Here is a 20,010-nt window from a genome sequence, read left to right as displayed (position 1 = left end):
GAAGAGCCCCCGTTGGCGCCGCCCGGCCGGCGGACCGCGCCGGCGACCAGTCCACGTGCGGCGAGGGCTCGTCCACGTCGGTCCGCCGTGGCGTGCCGCGACCGACCCGATCGCCTCAGCCGGCCGGCCCGGGTTTCGGCTCGGGCTCGGGCTTCGGCTCGCGCTCCGGCTCGGGCTCGCGCTCGGGAAGGGTCGGCGCGTCGGTGGGGTAGAGGCCGGCGACGAATCCGTACACCTGGTCGCCGGACCGGGGGATCTGGGCGAAGCGGCGGGCCAGCGCCTGCACCTCGGCCCAGAACGCGCGTACCTCCTCGATCGGGATGCGGGCGTGCACGAGGGTGCAGCGCAGGTCGTCGGCGGCGTGGGCGACGGCCGATTCGGCGACGGCCTCCGCGAGCCCGTTGACGGCGGTCGCGACCTGTCTGTCCTCGGGACGGGTGAGCGCGCCGATGTAGAGCGTGCGGGCAACCCGGCCGTAGTACCGCTCGTCGATCGCCCGCACCCGCCGGGTCCGCACCACCTTGAGCAGGCCGGCGTCGACGAGCGCGGTCACGTGGTAGGCGACGCTGCTCTTCGGCCGGTCGACCGCCCGGGCCAGCTCGGTCACCGTGGCGGCCCGCTCCAGGAGCAGCTCCAGGAGGGTGGCGCGCAGGGGATCGGCCAGCGCGCGAAGCTGCGCGGGCGCGGTGACCACGAGCAGCTCGTCGAGGTCGTAGTCCGGGATCCGCTCATTGCTCGACATTTCTCGACCGTTCTAGAATCATGGATCATTCGATCGTTGTCGTCTGTTGACAGGAGTGTAGAGATGGCCGACGTGGTCCTGTTCCACCATCTGCACGGGCTCACCGAGGGGCTGCGCGAGTTCGCCGAACAGTTGCGGGCGGGCGGGCACAGCGTGCACACCCCCGACCTGTTCGACGGTGAACGCCCGGCGACCCTCGACGAGGGCTTCGCGCTCACGAAACGCATCGGGCGCGAGGTGCTGCGCGAGCGCGCCGACCGGGCCGTGGCCGAGCTGCCCGACGGGCTGGTCCACGCGGGCTTCTCCTGGGGCGCCGCCACCGCCCAGCGGCTCGCCCAGACCCGGCCCGGCGCCCGTGGCGCGCTGCTCTACGAATCCTGCCTGCCCGTCACCGGCGAATGGGCCGTCGGCCCCTGGCCCGCCGGGGTTCCGGTGCAGATCCACGGTATGGACGCCGACCCGTTCTTCGCCCTGGAGGGCGACATCGAAGCCGCCCGCGAGCTGGTCGGCATCGTCGGCCCCGACCTCGGCGAGCTGTTCGTCTACCCGGGCGACCAGCACCTGTTCACCGACAGCACGCTGCCGTCGTACGACGCGGAGGCGACGGCACTGGTGCTGCGGCGCTCGCGGGAGTTCCTCGACCGGCTGGGGTGAACCGGCGCTCCGCGCCGACCTCACCCCCGCGCCGCTTGGACGGCGGCGTACGCGTCGACCAGGCCGGCACCGGTGATGTTCCGGTCGCCCCCGCAGGTCTGCGTCCGGGCGGCGTACGTGGCCACGGCCGGGGTCGCGGTGTCCCGCAGGATCTGCCGGGTGCGGGGCAGGTCGCCGACCAGCGCCGGGTTGGCCGACCACATCAGCGCCACCACGCCGGCCACCTGCGGCGTCGCCATCGAGGTGCCGCTCAGGACGGCGTACCCGCCGCCCGGCATCGCCGACAGCACCTCGTCGCCGGGCGCGACCAGGTCCGGCTTGGCCGCCCCCGGCACCGGTCCCCGCGACGAGAAGAGGGTGACCTTGCGCTGCCGGTCGACCGCGCCGACGGTCAGCACGTCCGCGTACGGGGCGGGCGGGTCGTCGATCGAGCCGCAGTACGGCCCGGTGTTGCCGGCCGCTGCCACCACCATGACGCCGGCGGCGTCCAGGGCGGCGGTGGCCGGCCCGAGCACGCCCGGGTCGCAGCCTTCGAGCGCCGGGCAGCCCCACGAGTTGGTGAGGATGTCCGGCGCGCGTGCCGGGCGCCCGTCGCTGAACGGGTCCCCGCCCACCGGGAAGGGCGCCAGCATGAACTGGAGGCAGTCGAGGTAGTACGCGGGATTGCCGAGATTGCGGTCCAGGTTGACGCAGCCGGCCCACCGGGCGCCCGGGGCGACCCCGATGCCGCCCCGGCCCACCGCGCTGCCCGTCGTGTGGGTGCCGTGCCCGCCCTGGTCGGTCGGCGCCCGGGTGCCGTTCCACGGGTCGTGCCAGGAGTCGTCGCCGCCCCGGAAGCTGCCCGCCAGCGCGGGATGCCCGCCGTCCACGCCCGAGTCCGAGCTGCCCACCACGATCCCGGAGCCGTCCACCCCGAGCTGGGACCAGACCCGGTCCGCACCGAGCATCCGGACGTTCCACTCGGGGCCGCCGGGCGCGGGCGCGGTGCCGCGACTGCGGCCGGCCGGCGCGGGCAGCGGTCGCACCCGTTGGCTGACCAGCACCCGGGCGACCTCAGGACGGCGCGACAGCCAGGCCCGTACCGCCGGCCCGCCGTCCACCTCGACGGCGTTGACGAGGTAGTAGGGGGTGTGGTCGAGCCGCAGCCGGCGCAGGTCCCGGCGCAGGTCGGCCTGGGTCCGCTCGGCGGTCGCGACCAGCCGCCGGTGGACCTCGGCGACCCGGGCGTCCCGGCCGGCCCGACCGGTCGTCGCCGGGACGCCGGCGAGATCGGCCTGCTCGCGGAGCACCACGAACAGCCGCTCGCCATGCAGGCCAGGCTGCCCCGCGCCGACGGCCACCGCGCCGACCGCCAGCAGCAGCGCGGCGGCGGTCACCCCGGCCACCCGCCGGCTCGGCCGCCGGCCCCGGCCCAGCAGCACGCCGTACGTCACGGCGAGGACGGCCGCGACGGCGAGCCCGGCGCCGGCGGCGGCGGCCACCCAGAACGGCACGTCGCGGGTGCTGGCCAGGAGGAGGGTGATCTCCTCGGGATCGGTGCAGGCCAGCGGGCCGAGCACGCCGAGCCCGACCAGCCAACGGGCCGCGGGCCGCAGGGCGCCCGTCCCCGGTCGCCCGGTCGGGGCCGGGCGGCGGGCCGCCGCGTGCAGGGCCGCCAGCGCGAAGCCGGCCGGCGGCAGGATCAGCAGCAGGGGAAGCTGGGCCCCGGACTGGCCGACCCCGGCGGCGAGCAGCAGCAGGGCGACCCCGGCGACCAGCCCGCCGACCAGCACCAACCGGGTCGGCCGGGGCGGTTCGCCGACGGTGAAGCGGGACCAGAAGGCGTCGTCCAGCAGCGCCCCGGCCAGCACGCCGAGCGCGGCAGCGGCGACCCCGGCGAGCACCGTCTCCAGCAGCCCACCGAGGGCGCCCAGCCAGGCCCAGGGCAGCAGCAGCGCCAGCCCGCCGGCCACCCCGAGCAGCGTGGCGGCCGACGTGGGCGCCCGGCGCGGGGCGGCCGACGCGGGTGCCCAGGGCGGGGCGGCCGACGCGGGCACCCGGGGGGTCGCGACCGGCACGCGGCGGGCCAGCGCCCGCAGGACGAGGGCGGCCAGGCCGGCCGTGGCGGCCAGCGCGGCGAGGTACGCCTCGTGGTGCACCGGCGGCATCGCCCGGAGCAGCCCCAGCGCGCCGAGCGCGAGCGCCGCCGCCAGCCAGGTCCGGCCGGTGGTGCGGACCGCCGCCGAGCGGGGCAGCAGGGCCAGCGTCAGCGCGGGCGCCCCGACCAGCAGCACGGTGAACAGCACCGTCGCCGGCCAGAGCCAGACCACGCGGTCCAGCCCGGAGGCCAGCAGGACCTGGTCGGCCAGCCAGCCGCCGAGCTGGCCGACGACGACGAGCCCGACCGTCCAGCAGCCGGTCACCGCCGCCGCCACCACCGCCCAGGGGCTCGGCGGGCCCGGCGTGGCCAACGGCCTCGGAGCGGGTTGACCAGCGGGGAACGGGGGGCCGACCTCCATCCCCAGACAGTACGGCGCGGATGGGCTGTCCCGCCGGGTGGCGGCGGCGGTTACCGTGGACGGGTGCGTGACCCCAACGTGTCCCGAACGACGGCCGGCCAGCTCTCCCCCGAGCGCCGGGCCGCCGACCTGCGCCGCCTGCGCACCGAACGCTTCGACGTGCTGGTCATCGGCGGTGGTGCGACCGGGGCGGGTGCCGCCCTGGACGCCGCCTCGCGAGGGCTGAAGGTGGCCCTGGTGGAGGCGCGCGACTACGCCGCCGGCACCTCCAGCCGCTCCAGCAAGCTCATCCACGGGGGCCTGCGCTACCTGGAGCAGTTGGAGTTCCACCTGGTGCACGAGGCGCTCACCGAGCGCGGGCTGCTCGCCACCCGGCTGGCCCCGCACCTGGTCCGGCCGGTGCCCATCCTGGTCCCGCTGCCCGACGGGCGGGGCGTACGCGGCCTGCCGGCCCGGGTGTTCCGCCGCTCCTACTACGGCGCCGGCGTCGCGGCGTACGACGCCTTCGCCGGGGTCTTCGGCGGCGGGCGCGGCATGCCGCTGCACCGGCACCTGACCCGCGAGGGCGCCCGCCGCGTCTTCCCCAGCCTGCGCGCCGACGCCGTGGCCGGCGCGATCCGCTACTACGACGGTCAGGTCGACGACGCGCGGCTGGTGGTGACCCTGGCCCGCACGGCGGCCAGCCTCGGCGCGACCGTGGTGAACAGCACCCGGGCGGTCGGGCTCATCCGGCAGGCCCGCGAGGTGACCGGCGTCCGGGTCCGCGACCTGGAGGCACCCGCCGGCTCCCCGGACGCCGAGTTCGAGGTACGCGCCCGCACCGTCATCGCCGCCACCGGGGTGTGGAGCGACGACATGTCGCGGATGCTGAACGACGTCGGGCTGCGCCCCGGCATCCGCGTCCGGGCCTCCAAGGGCGTGCACCTGGTGGTGCCCCGCTCGGCGATCACCGGCGAGGCCGGGCTGATCCTGCGTACGGCCACCAGCGTGCTCTTCGTCATCCCGTGGGGCGGGCACTGGATCATCGGCACCACCGACACCGACTGGCGGCTGGACCGGTCCCACCCGGCGGCCTCCGCCCGGGACATCGAATACCTGCTGGACCAGGTCAACACGGTGCTCGACCGGCCGCTCACGACGGCCGACATCGAGGGCGTCTACGCCGGGCTGCGGCCGCTGCTGGCCGGCGAGGCGGACTCCACCTCCAAGCTGTCCCGCGAGCACGCCGTCTTCGAGCCGATGCTCGGGCTGCTGCTGGTCGCGGGCGGCAAGTACACGACGTACCGGGTGATGGCCTCCGACGTGGTCGACCGGGCCGCCCACCGGCTCGGCGCCGTACGCCCCTCCCGCACCGCCGACCTGCCGCTGCTCGGCGCCGACGGCTACCCGGCGACGTGGCGGGACCGGGCGGACCTCGCCCGCCGGCACGGGATGCCGGTCGGGGTGGTCGAGCACCTGCTGGAGCGCTACGGCACCCTCACCCGCGACCTGCTCGCGCTGATCGACGCGGACCCGCTGCTGGCCTCCCCGCTGGCCGGCGCACCGGAGTACCTGGCCGCCGAGGTGACGTACGCGGCCCGGGCCGAGGGGGCGCTGCACCTGGAGGACGTGCTCACCCGGCGGACCCGGATCTCCTTCGAGACGGCGCACCGGGGCCTGGAGTCGGCGGGCCACGCGGCCGAGCTGATGGGCGCGGTGCTCGGCTGGGACGAGGCCACCCGGGCCCGCGAGGTGGAGCACTACCGTGCCCGGGTCGAGGCGGAACGCGAGTCCCAGCTGATGCCCGACGACGCCACCGCCGACGCCGCCCGGCTCGGTGCGCCCGACGTACGGGGCTTCGCGGCGGACCGCGGCGTGGACGACGACCAGGCCGAACTGCCGTCCTCGTCCCGCTGACCGGCCCGGCCCCGGTCACCCCTACATTCGCCCGCCCCACCCCGGAGAGCGGTTACGGCCCTCACCCACGGTGGGATAGGTTCCGGCCCGTGCCCTCCGCTTCCTGGTTGCGTCCGGTCCGCGTGTCCGTCGCCGCCCTGTTGGCCGCCGCCCTCGCCGGCTGCTCGCTGCCCGGAAGCGCCGACGACGCGCCCGCGCCGGGTCCGGCGGGCACCGGGCTGTCGCAGCCGGGGCCCGGCGGTGCGGCGACCGCCGGAAAGGGCGAGGTCAGCCTCCTCCAGCGGGTCGGCACGGACGGCCCGCTGCGCACGCTCAAGGTGGAACCGGACGGCAGGTGGGAGTGTGTCGACTGCGCCGGCGACGGCGTGACGTCGACCGGGGTGCTCGGCCCGGAACACGTCGCCCGGCTCCAGGAACTGCTCGCCGACCCGGGCCTGGCGAAGGAGACCGACCAGGTCCGGCGCTACCAGGTCACCTGCATCGACGCGTTGACCTCCAGCCTGCTCACCTCGACCGGCCTGGTCACGTCGCAGGACTGCCCGGGCGAGGAGCACCCGCCCATCGCCAACGAGATCCTGCTGCTGCTCACCCAGGCCACCCCGGCCGAGATGACCGCCTGACGGCCGCGCCCCCGGCGGAGGCTCCGGGACCGGCGCCACCGGCGTCCGGACCGCGGGCCGGCGGAAGGCCGTCGCGCCGCGCCCGTCAGAGGACCTTGCCGGGGTTGAGCAGGCCGGCCGGGTCCAGGGCGGCCTTGATCGCCTGGTGCACCCGCAGGCTCACCGGGCCGATCTCGCGGGCCAGCCAGTCGCGCTTGAGCAGGCCCACGCCGTGCTCGCCGGTGCAGGTGCCGCCCAGTTCGAGGCCGAGGCGCATGATCTCGTCGAACGCGCGCCGGCCGCGTTCGAGGCTCGCCGGGTCGGCCCGGTCCACCACGATGTTCGGGTGCATGTTGCCGTCGCCGGCGTGGCCGACCACGCCGATCGGCACGTCGCACTCCACCGCGATCCGGGCCACCCCGTCGAGCAGCGCCGCCAACGCGCCCCGGGGGACCGCCACGTCGTCGATGACCAGGCCGCCGTTGCCGCCCGGGTAGGTCTCCGCCGCGAACTTCTCCATCGCCGGGTGCGCGAGCCGGCGCGCCTGCAACAGGGCCGCCGCCTCCACGGCGTCGGTGGCCGCGTAGACCTCGTCGGCGCCGGCCGCCTCGCAGACCGCGGCCAGGCCCGCCAGATCGTCGGCCGCGCGGGAGCCGGTGTCGGCGGCGGCCAGCAGCAGCGCCTGGGCGTCCGTCCGCAGGCCCATCGGGCGGTACGCCTCGATCGCCCGCAGGTGCGTCCGGTCGAGCAGCTCCAGCAGGCTGGGGGAGAGCCCCCGGGCGGCGATCTCGGCGACGGCCGCGCCGGCCGCGGCGGTGGACGGGAAGACCGCCACCATGGTCAGCGACTGTGCCGGTGCGGGCCGCAGCGCCACGGTCACCTCGGTGATCACCCCGAGGGTGCCCTCGGAGCCGACGAAGAGCCGGGTGAGGTCGTACCCGGCCACCCCCTTGGCGGTACGCCGGCCGGTGCGCAGCACCTCGCCGGAGGCGAGTACCACCTCCAGGCCCAGCACGTACTCGGTGGTGACGCCGTACTTGACGCAGCACATGCCACCCGCGTTGGTGGCGACGTTCCCGCCGATCGTGGACGACTCCCACGAGCCCGGGTCGGGCGGGTACCACAGCCCCTGCTCCGCCACGGCGGCGGCGAGCGTCGCGTTGACCACGCCGGGCTGCACCACGGCGATCCGGCTCACCGGGTCGATCTCCAGCACGGCGTCCATCGCGACCATGCTGACCACCATCGCGCCGTCGACGGCGTTGGCGGCGCCGGCCAGCCCCGTGCGCGCCCCCTGCGGCACCACCGGTACGCCGTGCCGCGCGGCCGCCCGCAGCGCGGCGGCCACCTGTGCGGTGGTGCGGGGACGGACCACGACCAGGGGCGTACCTGCGGCGCAGAGGTCGGCCTCGTCCCGCTCGTGCATCCGCAACAGGTCCGGGTCGGTGAGGACGGCGTCGTCGCCGAGCGCCGCCCGCAGGTCGTCGAGGAGGGGGGATCCGGCCATGTCGCCGAGGCTACGGTCGGTCCCGCGCGATCACCAACCGGTCCCCGGTGCGGGGTACCTTGGCCGACATGCTCTACCTGGACCGGCCCGCCTGGCCGTGGCGGGGGCGGCTCTGGTCCCACCTGATCAGCGACGTCTCCCCCGCCGAGCTGCACGCCTTCGCCGAGATGCTGGGCGTGCCCCGCCGGGGGTTCGACCGGGACCACTACGACATCCCGGCCGACCGGTTCGCGATGGCGGTCTGGCTGGGCGCCCGGGTGGTGCCGAGCCGGGAGCTGGTGCGCCTGCTCCGGCAGGCCGGGCTGCGCCGCCCCAAGCACCTGGCCCGCCCGCGTGGGGTGGAGGTGGGTGCGGGGGGCTAGCGGAGCGTGGACATCTCGCGGGTCAGGTTGGCGCGGGCCCGGGGCTCCCAGCGCCGTGCCAGCGGCGGCAGCCGGAACAGCGCCGGCAGGGCGAGCAGCCCGGCGAGCACCCGGGCGCGGCCGGCCCGGAAGTCGGGCTCGGGCACGTGCGCGTACTCCCGTCGGATGGCCGCGGCGTAGCGGTCGTACGCCTCGGGCGGCGCCGCCAGGACGGCGAGGTCGGCGTCGCAGAGCAGCGCACCGTCGGCGTCGCCCGGCTCCACGGCGTGCCCGGCGGTGAGCAGCACCAGCCGGCGCACCTCGGCCACGGCGTCGGCCGGCAGGCCCGCCCGGGTGAGCAGCGTCCCGGCGAGCGCCGCGCTGTCGCGCTCGTTGGCGTCGCCCCCGGCGCGCGGGTCGTAGACGGCGTCGTGGCACCAGGCCGCGAGGCGCACCAGGTCCGGCCGCCCGGCGGCCGGCGCATGGGCGTCGACCACGTCGAGGACGGCCGTCAGGTGGTCGGCGTCGTGGTAGTGCCGGTGCGGCTCCCGCCAGCGGGCCAGCAGGTCCTCGCCGACCCGGCTCAGCTCCGCCGCGTCGGTCATCCCGGCGCCCCGGGCCGCGGCCCGCCACCGGTCGAGAAGATCGGCCACCCGGCCCAGTCTGCCCTACCGCCGTCGCCGCCGAGGATTCACCCGGCGCGCCACGGGTAGTCCCCGCCATGGCCGTGGCCCGGGACCGTCGATCCTCACTGGTGCGACGCGCCATATTGCGCGACCGGGGGAAGGAGCTCGACACGGCCCGGGTCGCCCGAGCCGTGGAGACCCTGCGGCACCGCAGCAAGGTCACCCTGCACGACCGCCTGCACCGGTTGCGGATGGCGATGGGCCTCGCCGTGCAGGCGGGCCTCGCCGCCGGACTGTCCTGGCTGGCGGCGCACGAGCTGCTCGGCAACCCGCAACCGGTCTTCGCGCCGATCTCCGCGGTCGGCACCCTCGCCGCCTCGGTCGGCCAGCGGTTCCGTCGTACGGTGGAGCTGATCGTCGGGGTGGCGATCGGGGTGGCCGTCGGCGACTTCCTCATCTACCTGCTCGGCACCGGTCCGTGGCAGCTCGGCCTGGTGGTCACCCTGGCCATCGTGCTGACCATCTTCGCGGGCGCCAGCGTGGCCATCGTCATCCAGGCGGCGGCCACGGCGGTGCTGATCGTCACGCTCAGCCCGTCGACCGAGAACCTGGAGATCCCCCGGTTCATCGACGCGTTCGTCGGCGGCGGCATCGCCCTGCTGGTCACCGCGGTCCTGCTGCCGCTCAATCCGCTGCGGGTCATCAACCGGGCCGCCCGGCCGGCCCTGGACCTGCTCGCCGCCCAGCTCGACATGGCCGCGGACGCCCTGCGGGACCGGGACCGGGACAAGGCCCAGCGGGCCCTGGACCGGCTCCGCAACAACCAGGAGGAGCTGGCCGCCTTCACCGAGGCCATCGAGGGGGCGAAGGAGACCGCCATGCTCTCGCCGGCCCGGTGGCACCGGCGGGACGAGCTCACCCACTACGCCGAGGCCGCCGACCCGATCGACCGGGCGATGCGCAACGCCGGCACGCTGACCCGGCGCGCGGTGACCCTGATCGAGGACGAGGAGCCCATCCCGGAGACGATGCCCGACGCGGTGGCCCATCTCGCCGAGTCGGTCCGCCTGCTCAAGCACGAGTTCGCCGTCGGCGAGGAGCCGGAGCAGGCACGGGAGCGGGCGCTGCGCGCGGTCAGCGAGGCCGGCCGGGCGTACGCCGACGGGGTCGGCTTCTCCGGCAGCGTGGTGATCGCGCAGGTGCGGACCACCGCCAGCGACCTGATGGTGGCCTCCGGCATCAGCCAGGAGGAGGCGAACCGCGGGGTCCGGCAGTCCTTCGGCGACCAGGACCGGCCGGACGGCGAGGGGGAGCGGGACGACGCCCCGAAGCCGCCCGCCGCCCCGCCGCTCGGCTGACCCCGGGGACCCTTGTCGACCCGGTCAGGCCCGCAGGGCGCGGGCCAGGCGGTGGACGGCCTCGTCCATGAGGTCGGGCGGGGCGGCGGCGTAGGTGAGGCGGAGGTGGGGGGCCGGGGGTTCGGCGGCGTACCAGGGGCGGCCGGGGAGGACGACGACGCCTTCGGCGGCCGCGGCGGCAGCCAGCGCGACGTCGTCGGTGCCCTCCGGCAGGCGTACCCAGAGGTGCATGCCGCCGCGCGGGACCGGCTGCCGGGCCAGCTCCGGCAGGTGCCGGCGGAGCGCGGTCAGCAGCGCCTCGCGGCGGGTCCGCAGGGCGGTGCGCAGGGCGCGGCGGTGGCGCGTCCAGGCCGGGGTGGTGACGAACTCGATCGTGGCCTGTTGCAGTGGCCCGGCGACGAAGAAGTCGTCGAGCAGCCGGGCCGCCCGCAGCCGGGCGCCGGCCGGGCCGCGGGCGCCGATCGCGGCGACGCGCAGCCCGGGAGCGGTCGACTTGGTCAGCGAGCGCAGGTAGACGACGTGCCCGTCGGGGTCGTCGGCGGCCAGCGGCGGCGGGGCCTGGCCGTCGATGGTGAGGTCGCGGGCGTAGTCGTCCTCGATGAGGAACGCCCCGGCGTCGCGTACGGCCTCGGCGACCCGGGCCCGGCGGTCCTCCGCGAGCGTCGCGCCGTGCGGGTTGGCGTACAGCGGCTGGCAGTAGAACAGCCGGGCGCCGGTGCGGGCGAACGCGGCGGCGAGCTGGTCGGGGCGTACTCCGTCGGCGTCGGCGGGCACGGGCACCACCCGGAGGCCGGCCGCCCGGGCGGCGGCCAGCGCGCCCAGGTAGGTCGGTGACTCGACGAGCAGGGTGTCGCCGGGCGCGGCGAGCGCCCGCAGCGCGGACGACAGGGCGGCCTGTCCGCCCGGGCAGACCACCATGTCCTCGGCGCGCAGCCCGACCCCGGCCTCGCGGGCGAACCAGGCGCGCAGGTCTTCGCGCCCCTCGGCCGGCCCGCGCTGCCAGGACGCGGGCTGCCGGGCGGCGCGGGTGAGCGCGGCCCCGAGCGCGGCGGCGGGTTGCAGCTCGCCGTCCAGGTAGCCCCCGGACAGCGGGATCGCTCCTGCGGGCGGTAACGCCAGTAGCGCCTGCATCTCGTCCTCGCCCGGCCGGCGGGGGCCGAGCGCCACGGTCTGCCACGACAGGTCGGGGGCGCGCCACTCGCGTGGCGGGGCGGCCACGAAGGTGCCCCTGCCGGGTCGCGTCTCGACCATTCCCTGGGCCACGAGCTGGCGGATGGCCTCGGCGACGGTGACCGGGGAGGCCTGGTGCCGGGCGGTCAGCTCGCGCACCGAGGGCAGCCGCGTGCCGGGATCCGCGGCAGCCGCGAGCCCGCGCAGGTCTTGGGCGACGCGGTCGGCTGCGTTACCGTCATTCATGAACGGGAACAGTAGCGCTACTGCCAGAACCACGGTAACGGCGGACCGGACGGTCGGCCTCGCCCTCGGCGCGCTGGGCGTGCTCGCCTTCAGCATGTCGCTGCCCGCGACCCGCGTCGCCGTGCAACAGCTCGACCCGTGGTTCGTCGCCTTCGGCCGGGCCGTCGGCGCGGCGCTGCTGGCATGGGCGTACCTGCGATCCACCGGCGCCCCGCGGCCCACGCGCGGTCAGTGGCGGCGGCTGGCGGTCGTCGCCCTCGGCGTCGTCGTCGGTTTCCCGCTGTTCACCTCGCTGGCGCTCATCACCCAGACCTCCGCGCACGGCGCGGTCGTCATCACCGTGCTGCCCGCCATGACCGCCGTGTTCGCGGTGCTGCGGGCCGGCGAGCGACCGCCGCCGCTGTTCTGGGCCGCCAGCGCCGGTGGTCTGCTGGCGGTGCTCACCTTCCTCGGCGCCAGCGGCGCGGTACGCGGGGCCCTCGCCCCGCCCGACCTGTTCCTGCTCGCGGCGGTCGTGCTCTGCGGCCTGGGGTACGCCGAGGGCGGCGCGCTCGCCCGCGAGCTGGGCGGCGCCCGGACGATCTGCTGGGCGTTGCTGCTCTCGCTGCCCGTCACCGTTCCCGTCATGGTCGTCGCCGCCGTGGCCGCCCCGCCGCGCGCCGACCCCGTCGCCTGGTCGGCGTTCGGCTACCTCACCGTGGTCTCCATGTTCCTGGGCTTCTTCGCCTGGTACGCGGGCCTGGCCCGGGGCGGCATCGCGCAGGTCGGGCAGATCCAGCTCGCCCAGCCGGTGCTCACCCTGGCCTGGTCGGCGCTGCTGCTCGGCGAGGCCGTCACCCCTGCCTCGATCGCGGCGGCGGTGGCCGTGCTGGCGTGTGTGGTGCTGATCCAGCGCACCCGCGACCGCACGCCGGCACCCGCGGTGGGGAAGGCCTGACGGGGGACGCGCCCCGCCCCGGGCGGTGCGGGGCTCGTACCGCCCCGACCTGACCTGCCCCGGTCGCCGACGGCTCCCCGGCGACCGCTCAGCTCAGCCTGCGGGAGTGGGCCGGCGGGTGCTCCCGGGTCGGTCAGGCCAGCGCGGCGAGGGCGGCGAGCAGCCGGTCCACGTGCCCGGTGGTGCTGCCCAGGCCGATGCTGGCGCGCAGGGCGGTCGGCGGCAGATCCCGCCGGCCGCTGCGGGCGGCCGCCTCGTCCAGCAGCCGCCGGGCCAGCGGGTGGGCGCAGAAGAGGCCGTCGCGCACCCCGATGTCGTACGCCGCCGCGAGTTCCGCCGCCACCTGCGTCGAGTCCCGGCCGGCCACCACGAACGACACGATCCCTACCCGGGGCGCCGCCGGCCCGAACATGCGCAGCTCCAGCACGTGCGGCAGGGCCGCGAGGCCCTCGCGCAGCCGGGTCAGCAGAGCCTGCTCGGCGTCGTGCAGGGCGGCCCGGTCCGCGTCGGCGAGCGCGGTGCAGACCGCCGCCAGGGCGACCGCGCCGAGCAGGTTCGGGGTGCCCGCCTCGTGCCGGGCCGGACCGGTCGCCCACCGTACGTCGTGGGTGGCCGCCCCGACGTGGCTGGTGGCGCCCCCGCCGGCCAGGTACGGCGGCGCGGCGTCCAGCCAGTCCGCGCGCCCGACGAGCACCCCCGCGCCGAACGGGGCGTACAGCTTGTGGCCGGAGAGCGCGAGGTAGTCGACGTCGAGGGCGGCGACGTCCACCGGCGCGTGCGGGGCGAGCTGCGCGGCGTCCACCGCGATCCGGGCGCCGTGCCGCCGGGCCACCCGGGCCAGCTCGGCCACCGGCCAGCGCTCCCCGGTCACGTTGCTCGCGGCGGTCACCGCCACCAGCACGGGCGGGCCGTGCTGCGCGCTGCGGGGGCCCGAGGGGTCCGGCCCGCGCAGCTCGCCGAGCGCCGCGTCCAGCGCGCGGAGGGCCCCGGCGGGATCCGGGGGCACCGGCAGCCGCACCGAGCCACGAGGCCAGGGCAGCAGGTTGGCGTGGTGCTCCCCGCCGAAGGTGACCACCGTCGTGCCGGCGGGCAGCGCCCGGGCCAGCAGGTTCAGCGCGTCGGTGGTGTTGCGGGTGAAGACCACGTGGTCGCCGGCGCGGGCGCCGAGGAAGTCGCCGACCGCCTGCCGGGCGCGCTCGTAGGCGAGGGTGCAGCGCCGCGACAGCGCCCCGGCGCCGCGGTGCACGCTGGCGTACCAGGGCAGCAGCTCGGCCACCGCGTCGGCCGCGGCCCGCGCGCACGGCGCGGTGGCCGCGTAGTCGAGGTTCACCTGGCCGGGTACGCCGAGCACGTCGAGCGGATCGGCGACGGCGGGCGGCTGCGGCGCGGGCGGGGGTACGAGGGTGACGGTCATGGCCGACCTCCGGGTCCAGGGACCCCGGGTGGGCGCACACGGGCGGGGTCCGCGCTTGCCCGGCACGCGATCGGGCCGGGCCCGGTCATCACCCGGGGCACCCCACCGCGAACTCGACGAGGGTTGCCGGCCAGCAAGCCGGGGCTTGACGCTGGCGCTCGTGACCTGCCCGCAGCATAGCCGGGTGAATGCGGCCGGACCAGGCGGCCGGGGATGGCTACGCTGACCGCATGGCCGACACCCCGCCCGGCGCATCCCTGCCGCCGTCGCCGACCGCGCCCGCCGTTCCGCCGCCCGGTGGGGCGGGGCCCGGGATGCCGCTGCGTCGGTTGGGGTGGCGTCGGGCCCTGGTGCTGGCCGGTGCGGTCCTGTTCATCGCGGCGTGCGCGCTGTTCATGCTCTTCACGCTGGGCGAGAACCTGGGCGTCGAGGCGCTGCTGATCGGCGTGGCCGCCGCGATCCTCCCGGTTCCGGTGCTGGTGGCCTGTTTCCTCTGGCTGGACCGCTACGAGCCGGAGCCCCTGAAGTACCTGATCTTCTGCTTCGCCTGGGGCGCGTTCGTCTCCACCGCGGCGTCGCTGACCGTCAACGAGTTCTCCGCCGGGCTGTTCGAGGACTGGGGGCTGCCGACCGCGCTGACCGCGGTGCTGGTCGCGCCGTTCATCGAGGAGCTGACCAAGGCCATCGGGCCGATCCTGCTGCTGATCTTCCGCCGGCGGGAGATCTCCGGGATCACCGACGCGCTGGTCTACTGCGGGCTTTCCGCGATCGGGTTCGCCATGGTGGAGAACATCCTCTACCTGGGCGGCCACGGCTACGCCAGCGGCGCGGAGCGGTACGGGCCGGCGACCGGCACCCAGCAGGTCATCGCCATCTTCATCGTCCGGATCCTGCTCTTCGGCTTCGCCCACCCGCTCTTCACCTCCATGACGGGGGTGGGGCTGGGCATCGCCGCGCGCACCGCCAGCCGGTGGGTCCGGGTGCTCGCCCCGCTCGCCGGCCTGCTGCTGGCGATGATGCTGCACGGGCTGTGGAACCTGCTGCCGACGCTCACCCAGGCCACCGGCCAGGCGTTGATCATGCTGTACGGCTTCATCGGCGTGATGGTGCCGGTCTTCTTCGCCATGGTCGGGCTCGCCCTGTGGCTCCGGGCCTGGGAGGGGCGGCTCACCGAGCGGATGCTGCCGGACTACGTGCGGGCGGGCTGGCTCACCCCGCCGGAGGTGGCGGCGCTGAGCAGCCTGGGGCGGCGGCACGCGGCCCGGGTGTGGGCCAAGCGGGTGGCCGGCGACGGCGGACTGAGGGCGATGCGCGGCTACCAGTTCGCGGCGACCCGGCTGGCGCTGCTGCGCGACGGCGCGCTGCGCGGCCTGGACCGGCGTCCGGCGGACCGGGAGCGGACCGCGCGGGAGGAACGGGAGCTGCTGGAGGCGATCGGCGCGTACCGGTCGTTCTTCGTGGGCCGGGACCCGCAGGTGCCGGCGGGCATCTGGGACGGGCACCGCTACCACCTGCGGTTCCCGGACGGCACGCAGCGGTCGGTCGAGGCGCCGGACGAGCCCGTCGTGCCGATCCCGGTGGTGCTCGTCCCGCCGCCCCCGTCGCCGCCGGCCGGCTTCGGCCCGCCCGGCTGGTACGGCCAGCAGCCGCCGGCGCCGTGGCACCCCGGCGGCCCCTGAGCCCGGTCGTCAGGTCATCAGGCTGGTGAGGAAGTCACCGAGGCCCTGCGCCATCGCCATCAGTCCCGCCCCGATCGCCTTGAACATCTCCGCCGCGCCCTCCGGCCGGAAGGCCATGAAGTAGATCAGGAACGCGACGCTCCCCCAGAGCAGAATCTTCTTCACTAGTACCGGCATCGCGTCCCTCCCCAGGGCCGGTGATGCGGCTGGCTTCCCGGCGGGGGGCGACGCAAACGGCACCGGCGCCCTCATCCGGGCGGGCGGGCCGGGGATGGGCTCAGAGGTAGAGGCCGGTGGAGTCGTTCTCGACCCGCTCGGCGGCCACGGCGTGCACGTCGCGTTCGCGCAGCAGCACGTACCCGCGGCCGTGCAGTTCGACCTCGGAGCGGTCGTCGGGGTCGAAGAGGACCCGGTCGCCCGAGACGATGGCGCGCACGTTCGGCCCCACGCCCACGGCCGTGGCCCAGGCCAGCCGCTTGCCCACGGCGGCGGTCGCCGGAATCACGATGCCGGCGGTCGAGCGTCGCTCACCCTCGCTCCCCTCCATCCGCACCAGCACACGGTCGTGCAGCAGGCGGATCGGCAGCTTGGAGTCGAGATTCTCGTCGGCGGTCACGCCGCAGACGCTACCGTGTCCCGGTCGGCGGGCCGTGGGCGGTTACGCGCCGGGGGCCGGGGGCAATGTGTGGCGGACCTGCCCTACGGTGGCGTCGTCGGACGTATCCTGTCCGCCCACCGGCGTGGGCGGGCCGGTCTCATGCCAGGAGGTGCGCTTGAGCCGCTTCGAGCAGATCCGCGGACGGCTCCGTCGCGCGTACGAGTCGGGCCGGGAGGCGGCGCGGGCACGCCGTACGGATCCGGTCGACGGCCCCGAGTCGGCCGGCGTGGCCTCGCCGACGTCCCCCGGCCCGGTGGCTGCGCCCTCCGCGACCGTGGTCGGCGCCCCGCCGCCCGGGGCGATGCACAACTCCACCTCCAGCCGGGACGACGCGGACGTGCCGCACGCGTTGCGGATCGCCGCCGCGTGGTCCTGGCGGCTGATCGTGATCGGCGTCGTGGCCTGGGCGCTGCTGAAGGTCGTCGGCACCGTCCGGATCGTGGTCATCCCGCTGGCCGTCGCGCTGCTGCTCTCGGCGCTGCTCGCGCCGGCGGTCGGCTGGCTGCTGCGGGCCCGCCTTCCGCGGTCCATGGCGACGGCGGTGGTGCTGGTGGGCGGCCTGGCCGCGGTGATCGGGACGCTGACCCTGGTGGTGAACGAGTTCATCCAGGGCGTGCCGGAGCTGAGCAAGAAGTCCTCCGAGGGCGTCCGGCAGATCCAGGACTGGCTGAAGACCGGCCCGCTGCACCTCTCCGACGGCCAACTCGACAACTACATCGAGGAGGGCCAGAAGTGGATCAACAACAACACCGAGAAGTTCACCAGCGGCGCCCTCTCCACGGCCGCCACGCTGGCTGAGGTGCTGACCGGCACGCTGCTGGTGCTCTTCGCCACGTTCTTCTTCCTGCGCGACGGCAACAAGATCTGGCGCTTCCTGGTCCGGCTCCTGCCGGTGGCCGCCCGCTGGAAGGTCGACGACGCCGGGCGGGCGTCCTGGGCGACGCTGGTCGCCTACGTCCGGGCGACCGTGCTGGTCGCCTTCATCGACGCGGTCGGCATCGGCGTCTTCCTGGTCATTTTCGACATCCCGTTCGCCTTCCCGCTCGCCGCGCTGGTCTTCCTCGGCGCGTTCATCCCGATCGTCGGTGCGACCCTGTCGGGCGTCGTCGCGGTCCTGGTCGCGCTGGTCGACAGCGGCCCGGTGACCGCACTGATCATCCTGGGTGCCGTGATCGGGGTACAGCAGGTGGAGGGGCACCTCCTCCAGCCGCTGATCATGGGCCGGGCGGTGGCCATCCACCCGCTCGCGGTCATCATCGGCATCGCGGCCGGCGTGGTCCTCGCCGGGATCACCGGCGCGCTGGTCTCGGTGCCGCTGATCGCCGTGCTCAACACGGCCGTCCGCCGGCTCGCCGCCCGCACCGTTCCGGACACCCCGCCCGACGCCGTGGTCGTCGCCTCCCAGGCGCCCTGACGGGTCAGACCTTGGCGAGGCGGTCGAGGGCGCCCCGGGCGACCTCCGGCCGGGTGGTGTACCAGAACGGCGGCAGCGACCGGCGCAGGAACGGCCCGTAGCCCCGGGCCGTCTCCAGGCGCGAGTCGAGGACCGCCACCACGCCCTTGTCGCCCGTCGACCGGATCAGCCGCCCCACCCCCTGGGCCAGCCGGATCGCGGCGATCGGCACGCTGACCGCCGCGAAACCCGACCCCCCGCCGGCGTCCACCGCCGCGGCCCGCGCCGCCGCCAGCGGCTCGTCCGGCCGGGGGAAGGGCAGCCGGTCGATGACCACCAGCTGGCAGGCGTCGCCCGGCACGTCGACGCCCTGCCAGAGCGACATCACCCCGAACAGGCAGCTGGACTTCTCCTCCCGGAACCGGCGTACCAGCAGCGGCAGCGCCTCCTCGCCCTGAAGAAGGACCGGCAGGTCGGTCCGCGCGCGCAGCAGCTCCGCCGCCTGCTGCGCGGCCCGCCGGGAGGAGAAGAGGCCGAGGGTACGCCCGCCGAGCGCGGTGACCAGCTCGAGCAGCTCCTCGCCGGCCGCGTCGGGCAGCCCGGAGACGCTGGGCCGGGGCAGGTGCGCGGCGACGTACAGGATGCCCTGCCGGGGGTAGTCGAACGGCGAGCCGACGTCGAGGGAACGCCAGCCCGGCCCCGAGGTGGCCGGCGCCCCCGCCGTGCCGGTCGCCGCACCGCCCCCGGTCGCTCCGCTGCCCTCCGCCGGCCCGGTGCCGCCGGTGCGCCCGGCCGACCGGGTGGCCATGGCGGCGGCGGCCGGTGACGGCGGGTCGGCCGGGGGCGCCTCCAGGCCCAGCGCCCGGGCCACCGTGTCGAACCGGCCGCCCAGCGTCAGCGTCGCCGAGGTGGCGACGACCGTGCGCTCCTCGTAGAGGTGGGTGGCGAGCGTGCCGGCGACCGAGAGCGGCGCGACCACCAGCGCCCGGCGACCGGTGTTGTCGTTCTTCTCCACCCAGGCCACGTCGTGGTCGGCCTCCTCCAGCAGCCGCTGCGCGGTGGCGGAGAGCTCGTCGAGCACGGCCTTGGCCTGCTGCTTGCGCACCGGGTCCGGGTCGTCGGACTTGACGTCGCCGATCGCGTCGAGGGCCGCCCGGGTGGCCGCGTCGAGCAGGGTGCACGCCTCGCGCAGCGGCGACGGCAGCCCCGAGGTGATCCGCCCGGCCGGCGCCTCGGCCAGCCCGACGGCCAGCGCGTCGCCGGCCGCGGTCAGCGACTCGGCGACGTCCGGCCGCAGCAGCGGGCGGGCCCGCTTCGCGGAGCGGTCGATCAGCTCCGGCACCAGCTCGGCCTGCGCGGCGGAGGAGACCCGGTCGGCCAGCTCGTGCGCCTCGTCGACGATGAGCAGCTTGTGCGGCGGCACGATGTGCCGGCCGGCCAGCATGTCCACCGCGAGCAGGCTGTGGTTGGTGACCACGATGTCGGCCTCCCGGGCGCGGGCCCGGGACGCCTCGGCGAAGCACTCCGCGCCGAACGGGCAGCGGGACGCGCCGACGCACTCCCGGGCCGGCATGGAGACCAGCCGCCAGGCCTGGTCGTCGACGCCCGGGTCCAGCTCGTCCCGGTCGCCGGTGTCGGTCTTCTCCGCCCAGTCGCGCAGCCGCTGCACCTGCTTGCCGAGCCGACCCGCCTCGCCGAGCCACTTCGTGCCGCCGCCGGGGCGCGCCGCCGGGGCGTCGAAGAGGGTGTCCTCCGGTTCGTCCTCTGTGGAGTTGTCCAGCCGGGCCAGGCAGAGGTAGTGGTGCCGCCCCTTCAGCACCGCGAAGGTGGGCCGCCGGCCGAGCACCGGCTCCACGGCGTCGGCGAGCCGGGGCAGGTCGTGGTCGACCAGCTGGGACTGCAACGCCAGGGTGGCCGTGGAGACCACCACCGGCCCGTCCACGGTCAGCGCGGGCGTCAGGTAGGCCAGCGACTTGCCGGTGCCCGTGCCGGCCTGCACCAGCAGGTGCTCCCGCGCCTGCACGCACTCCTCGATGGCGGTCGCCATCTGCTGCTGGCCGGGACGCGCCGCCCCGCCCGGCACCGCGCCGACCGCGGCGGCGAGCAGCTCCACCCCGCTCGGCCGGGTGCCCCGTCGCCGGCCTCCGGTGCGGGGCGAGGGGGCGGCGGAACCGGTGGCGAGGCGCGGAGTCACCGTGCGACGGTACCCGCCGTCCCCGACACCGGCCGCGCCGATCCGGGCGTGGCGTCGTCACGGTACGGTCTCCCACCGACCGCGTCCGGTTACTTCCG

The 20,010-nt window shown here is 76.2% G+C and carries 16 protein-coding genes, 2 pseudogenes and 1 riboswitch; of the genes and pseudogenes, 8 read left to right on the top strand and 10 right to left on the bottom strand.

Going from position 1 to position 20,010, the window contains the following annotated elements; translation table 11 throughout:
• Window positions 1-115: 115 nt before the first annotated feature.
• Window positions 116-742 carry a helix-turn-helix domain-containing protein gene (locus tag OG989_RS04555; RefSeq protein WP_327029772.1) on the bottom strand — a complete coding sequence of 209 codons (627 nt, stop codon included), beginning with the start codon at window positions 740-742 and terminating at the stop codon, window positions 116-118.
• Window positions 743-805: 63 nt separating this feature from the next.
• Here OG989_RS04555 and OG989_RS04550 point away from each other — a divergent pair, with 63 nt between their 5' ends.
• The gene (locus tag OG989_RS04550; RefSeq protein ID WP_151456696.1) at window positions 806-1,396 is read left to right on the top strand and encodes a dienelactone hydrolase family protein; all 591 of its coding nucleotides are present in this window, start codon (window positions 806-808) and stop codon (window positions 1,394-1,396) included.
• A gap of 20 nt (window positions 1,397-1,416) precedes the next feature.
• Here OG989_RS04550 and OG989_RS04545 read toward each other — a convergent pair whose 3' ends face one another.
• On the bottom strand, window positions 1,417-3,894 hold the full coding sequence (locus OG989_RS04545) for a S8 family serine peptidase (RefSeq protein ID WP_327029771.1): 2,478 nt from the start codon (window positions 3,892-3,894) through the stop codon (window positions 1,417-1,419).
• Window positions 3,895-3,972: 78 nt separating this feature from the next.
• On the opposite strand from OG989_RS04545, the gene OG989_RS04540 reads away from it, so the two are divergent.
• Window positions 3,973-5,790, top strand: coding sequence for a glycerol-3-phosphate dehydrogenase/oxidase (locus OG989_RS04540; protein WP_327031107.1), 1,818 nt, complete (start codon window positions 3,973-3,975; stop codon window positions 5,788-5,790).
• Window positions 5,791-5,879: 89 nt separating this feature from the next.
• Complete coding sequence (locus OG989_RS04535) at window positions 5,880-6,410, top strand: hypothetical protein (RefSeq protein ID WP_327029770.1); 531 nt, start codon at window positions 5,880-5,882, stop codon at window positions 6,408-6,410.
• An 85-nt stretch (window positions 6,411-6,495) separates the two neighbouring features.
• Here OG989_RS04535 and OG989_RS04530 read toward each other — a convergent pair whose 3' ends face one another.
• Window positions 6,496-7,896, bottom strand: a complete 1,401-nt coding sequence (locus OG989_RS04530) for an FAD-binding oxidoreductase (protein WP_327029769.1) — start codon at window positions 7,894-7,896, stop codon at window positions 6,496-6,498.
• 68 nt (window positions 7,897-7,964) lie between these two features.
• Between OG989_RS04530 and OG989_RS04525 the strand changes: the two genes are divergently transcribed.
• Complete coding sequence (locus tag OG989_RS04525) at window positions 7,965-8,258, top strand: DUF4031 domain-containing protein (protein ID WP_151457562.1); 294 nt, start codon at window positions 7,965-7,967, stop codon at window positions 8,256-8,258.
• Here the strand turns inward: OG989_RS04525 and OG989_RS04520 are convergent.
• Window positions 8,255-8,890 carry an HD domain-containing protein gene (locus OG989_RS04520; RefSeq protein WP_327029768.1) on the bottom strand — a complete coding sequence of 212 codons (636 nt, stop codon included), beginning with the start codon at window positions 8,888-8,890 and terminating at the stop codon, window positions 8,255-8,257. The two genes, OG989_RS04525 and OG989_RS04520, sit on opposite strands and share 4 nt — an antisense overlap.
• A 74-nt stretch (window positions 8,891-8,964) precedes the next feature.
• On the opposite strand from OG989_RS04520, the gene OG989_RS04515 reads away from it, so the two are divergent.
• Window positions 8,965-10,221, top strand: a complete 1,257-nt coding sequence (locus tag OG989_RS04515) for an FUSC family protein (protein ID WP_225852533.1) — start codon at window positions 8,965-8,967, stop codon at window positions 10,219-10,221.
• A gap of 24 nt (window positions 10,222-10,245) precedes the next feature.
• On the opposite strand, the gene OG989_RS04510 is transcribed toward OG989_RS04515, so the two are convergent.
• Window positions 10,246-11,637 carry an aminotransferase-like domain-containing protein gene (locus OG989_RS04510; protein WP_327029767.1) on the bottom strand — a complete coding sequence of 464 codons (1,392 nt, stop codon included), beginning with the start codon at window positions 11,635-11,637 and terminating at the stop codon, window positions 10,246-10,248.
• Here OG989_RS04510 and OG989_RS04505 point away from each other — a divergent pair.
• Window positions 11,636-12,574 (top strand): DMT family transporter, encoded by a 939-nt coding sequence (locus OG989_RS04505; RefSeq protein WP_327029766.1) that lies wholly within the window; start codon window positions 11,636-11,638, stop codon window positions 12,572-12,574. The genes OG989_RS04510 and OG989_RS04505 overlap by 2 nt on opposite strands.
• A gap of 133 nt (window positions 12,575-12,707) precedes the next feature.
• Here the strand turns inward: OG989_RS04505 and OG989_RS04500 are convergent, their stop codons facing one another.
• Window positions 12,708-13,988 (bottom strand): aminotransferase class V-fold PLP-dependent enzyme, encoded by a 1,281-nt coding sequence (locus tag OG989_RS04500; protein ID WP_327029765.1) that lies wholly within the window; start codon window positions 13,986-13,988, stop codon window positions 12,708-12,710.
• A gap of 46 nt (window positions 13,989-14,034) precedes the next feature.
• Window positions 14,035-14,154: riboswitch (SAM riboswitch) on the bottom strand.
• Window positions 14,155-14,176: 22 nt separating this feature from the next.
• On the opposite strand from OG989_RS04500, the gene OG989_RS04495 reads away from it, so the two are divergent.
• Complete coding sequence (locus OG989_RS04495; protein ID WP_327029764.1) at window positions 14,177-15,667, top strand: PrsW family intramembrane metalloprotease; 1,491 nt, start codon at window positions 14,177-14,179, stop codon at window positions 15,665-15,667.
• A 9-nt stretch (window positions 15,668-15,676) separates the two neighbouring features.
• Here the strand turns inward: OG989_RS04495 and OG989_RS04490 are convergent, their stop codons facing one another.
• Window positions 15,677-15,844: a hypothetical protein gene (locus tag OG989_RS04490; RefSeq protein WP_165947924.1), complete on the bottom strand. Its 168-nt coding sequence runs from the start codon at window positions 15,842-15,844 to the stop codon at window positions 15,677-15,679.
• A 100-nt stretch (window positions 15,845-15,944) separates the two neighbouring features.
• Window positions 15,945-16,283, bottom strand: a complete 339-nt coding sequence (locus OG989_RS04485) for a GroES family chaperonin (protein WP_151457098.1) — start codon at window positions 16,281-16,283, stop codon at window positions 15,945-15,947.
• 88 nt (window positions 16,284-16,371) lie between these two features.
• On the opposite strand from OG989_RS04485, the gene OG989_RS04480 reads away from it, so the two are divergent.
• Entirely contained in the window at window positions 16,372-17,739 is a 1,368-nt protein-coding gene (locus tag OG989_RS04480) for an AI-2E family transporter (protein WP_151457099.1), read from the top strand.
• 4 nt (window positions 17,740-17,743) lie between these two features.
• Here OG989_RS04480 and OG989_RS31905 read toward each other — a convergent pair.
• Both OG989_RS31905 and OG989_RS31900 read right to left on the bottom strand, forming a co-directional pair.
• A pseudogene (locus OG989_RS31905) lies at window positions 17,744-18,439 on the bottom strand (ATP-dependent DNA helicase); the annotation flags it as partial.
• A gap of 120 nt (window positions 18,440-18,559) precedes the next feature.
• Window positions 18,560-19,980, bottom strand: a pseudogene (locus tag OG989_RS31900) (ATP-dependent DNA helicase); the annotation flags it as partial.
• Between the last annotated feature and the right edge of the window lie 30 nt (window positions 19,981-20,010).

The sequence above is a fragment of the Micromonospora sp. NBC_01740 genome, from assembly GCF_035920365.1.
Lineage (GTDB): Bacteria > Actinomycetota > Actinomycetes > Mycobacteriales > Micromonosporaceae > Micromonospora > Micromonospora reichwaldensis.
The sequence above is the reverse complement of the archived record's forward strand: the minus strand, read 5'-3'. Positions and strand labels throughout refer to the sequence as shown.

Bases quoted from the DNA above. Each gene is read 5' to 3' on its own strand.
- OG989_RS04525 (WP_151457562.1), top strand. From the start codon at position 7,965: ATGCTCTACCTGGACCGGCCCGCCTGGCCGTGGCGGGGGCGGCTCTGG.
- OG989_RS04550 (WP_151456696.1), top strand. From the start codon at position 806: ATGGCCGACGTGGTCCTGTTCCACCATCTGCACGGGCTCACCGAGGGG.
- OG989_RS04500 (WP_327029765.1), bottom strand. From the start codon at position 13,988: ATGACCGTCACCCTCGTACCCCCGCCCGCGCCGCAGCCGCCCGCCGTC.
- OG989_RS04510 (WP_327029767.1), bottom strand. From the start codon at position 11,637: ATGAATGACGGTAACGCAGCCGACCGCGTCGCCCAAGACCTGCGCGGG.
- OG989_RS04530 (WP_327029769.1), bottom strand. From the start codon at position 7,896: ATGGCCGGATCCCCCCTCCTCGACGACCTGCGGGCGGCGCTCGGCGAC.
- OG989_RS04505 (WP_327029766.1), top strand. From the start codon at position 11,636: ATGAACGGGAACAGTAGCGCTACTGCCAGAACCACGGTAACGGCGGAC.
- OG989_RS04490 (WP_165947924.1), bottom strand. From the start codon at position 15,844: ATGCCGGTACTAGTGAAGAAGATTCTGCTCTGGGGGAGCGTCGCGTTC.
- OG989_RS04495 (WP_327029764.1), top strand. From the start codon at position 14,177: ATGCGGCCGGACCAGGCGGCCGGGGATGGCTACGCTGACCGCATGGCC.
- OG989_RS04545 (WP_327029771.1), bottom strand. From the start codon at position 3,894: ATGGAGGTCGGCCCCCCGTTCCCCGCTGGTCAACCCGCTCCGAGGCCG.
- OG989_RS04555 (WP_327029772.1), bottom strand. From the start codon at position 742: ATGTCGAGCAATGAGCGGATCCCGGACTACGACCTCGACGAGCTGCTC.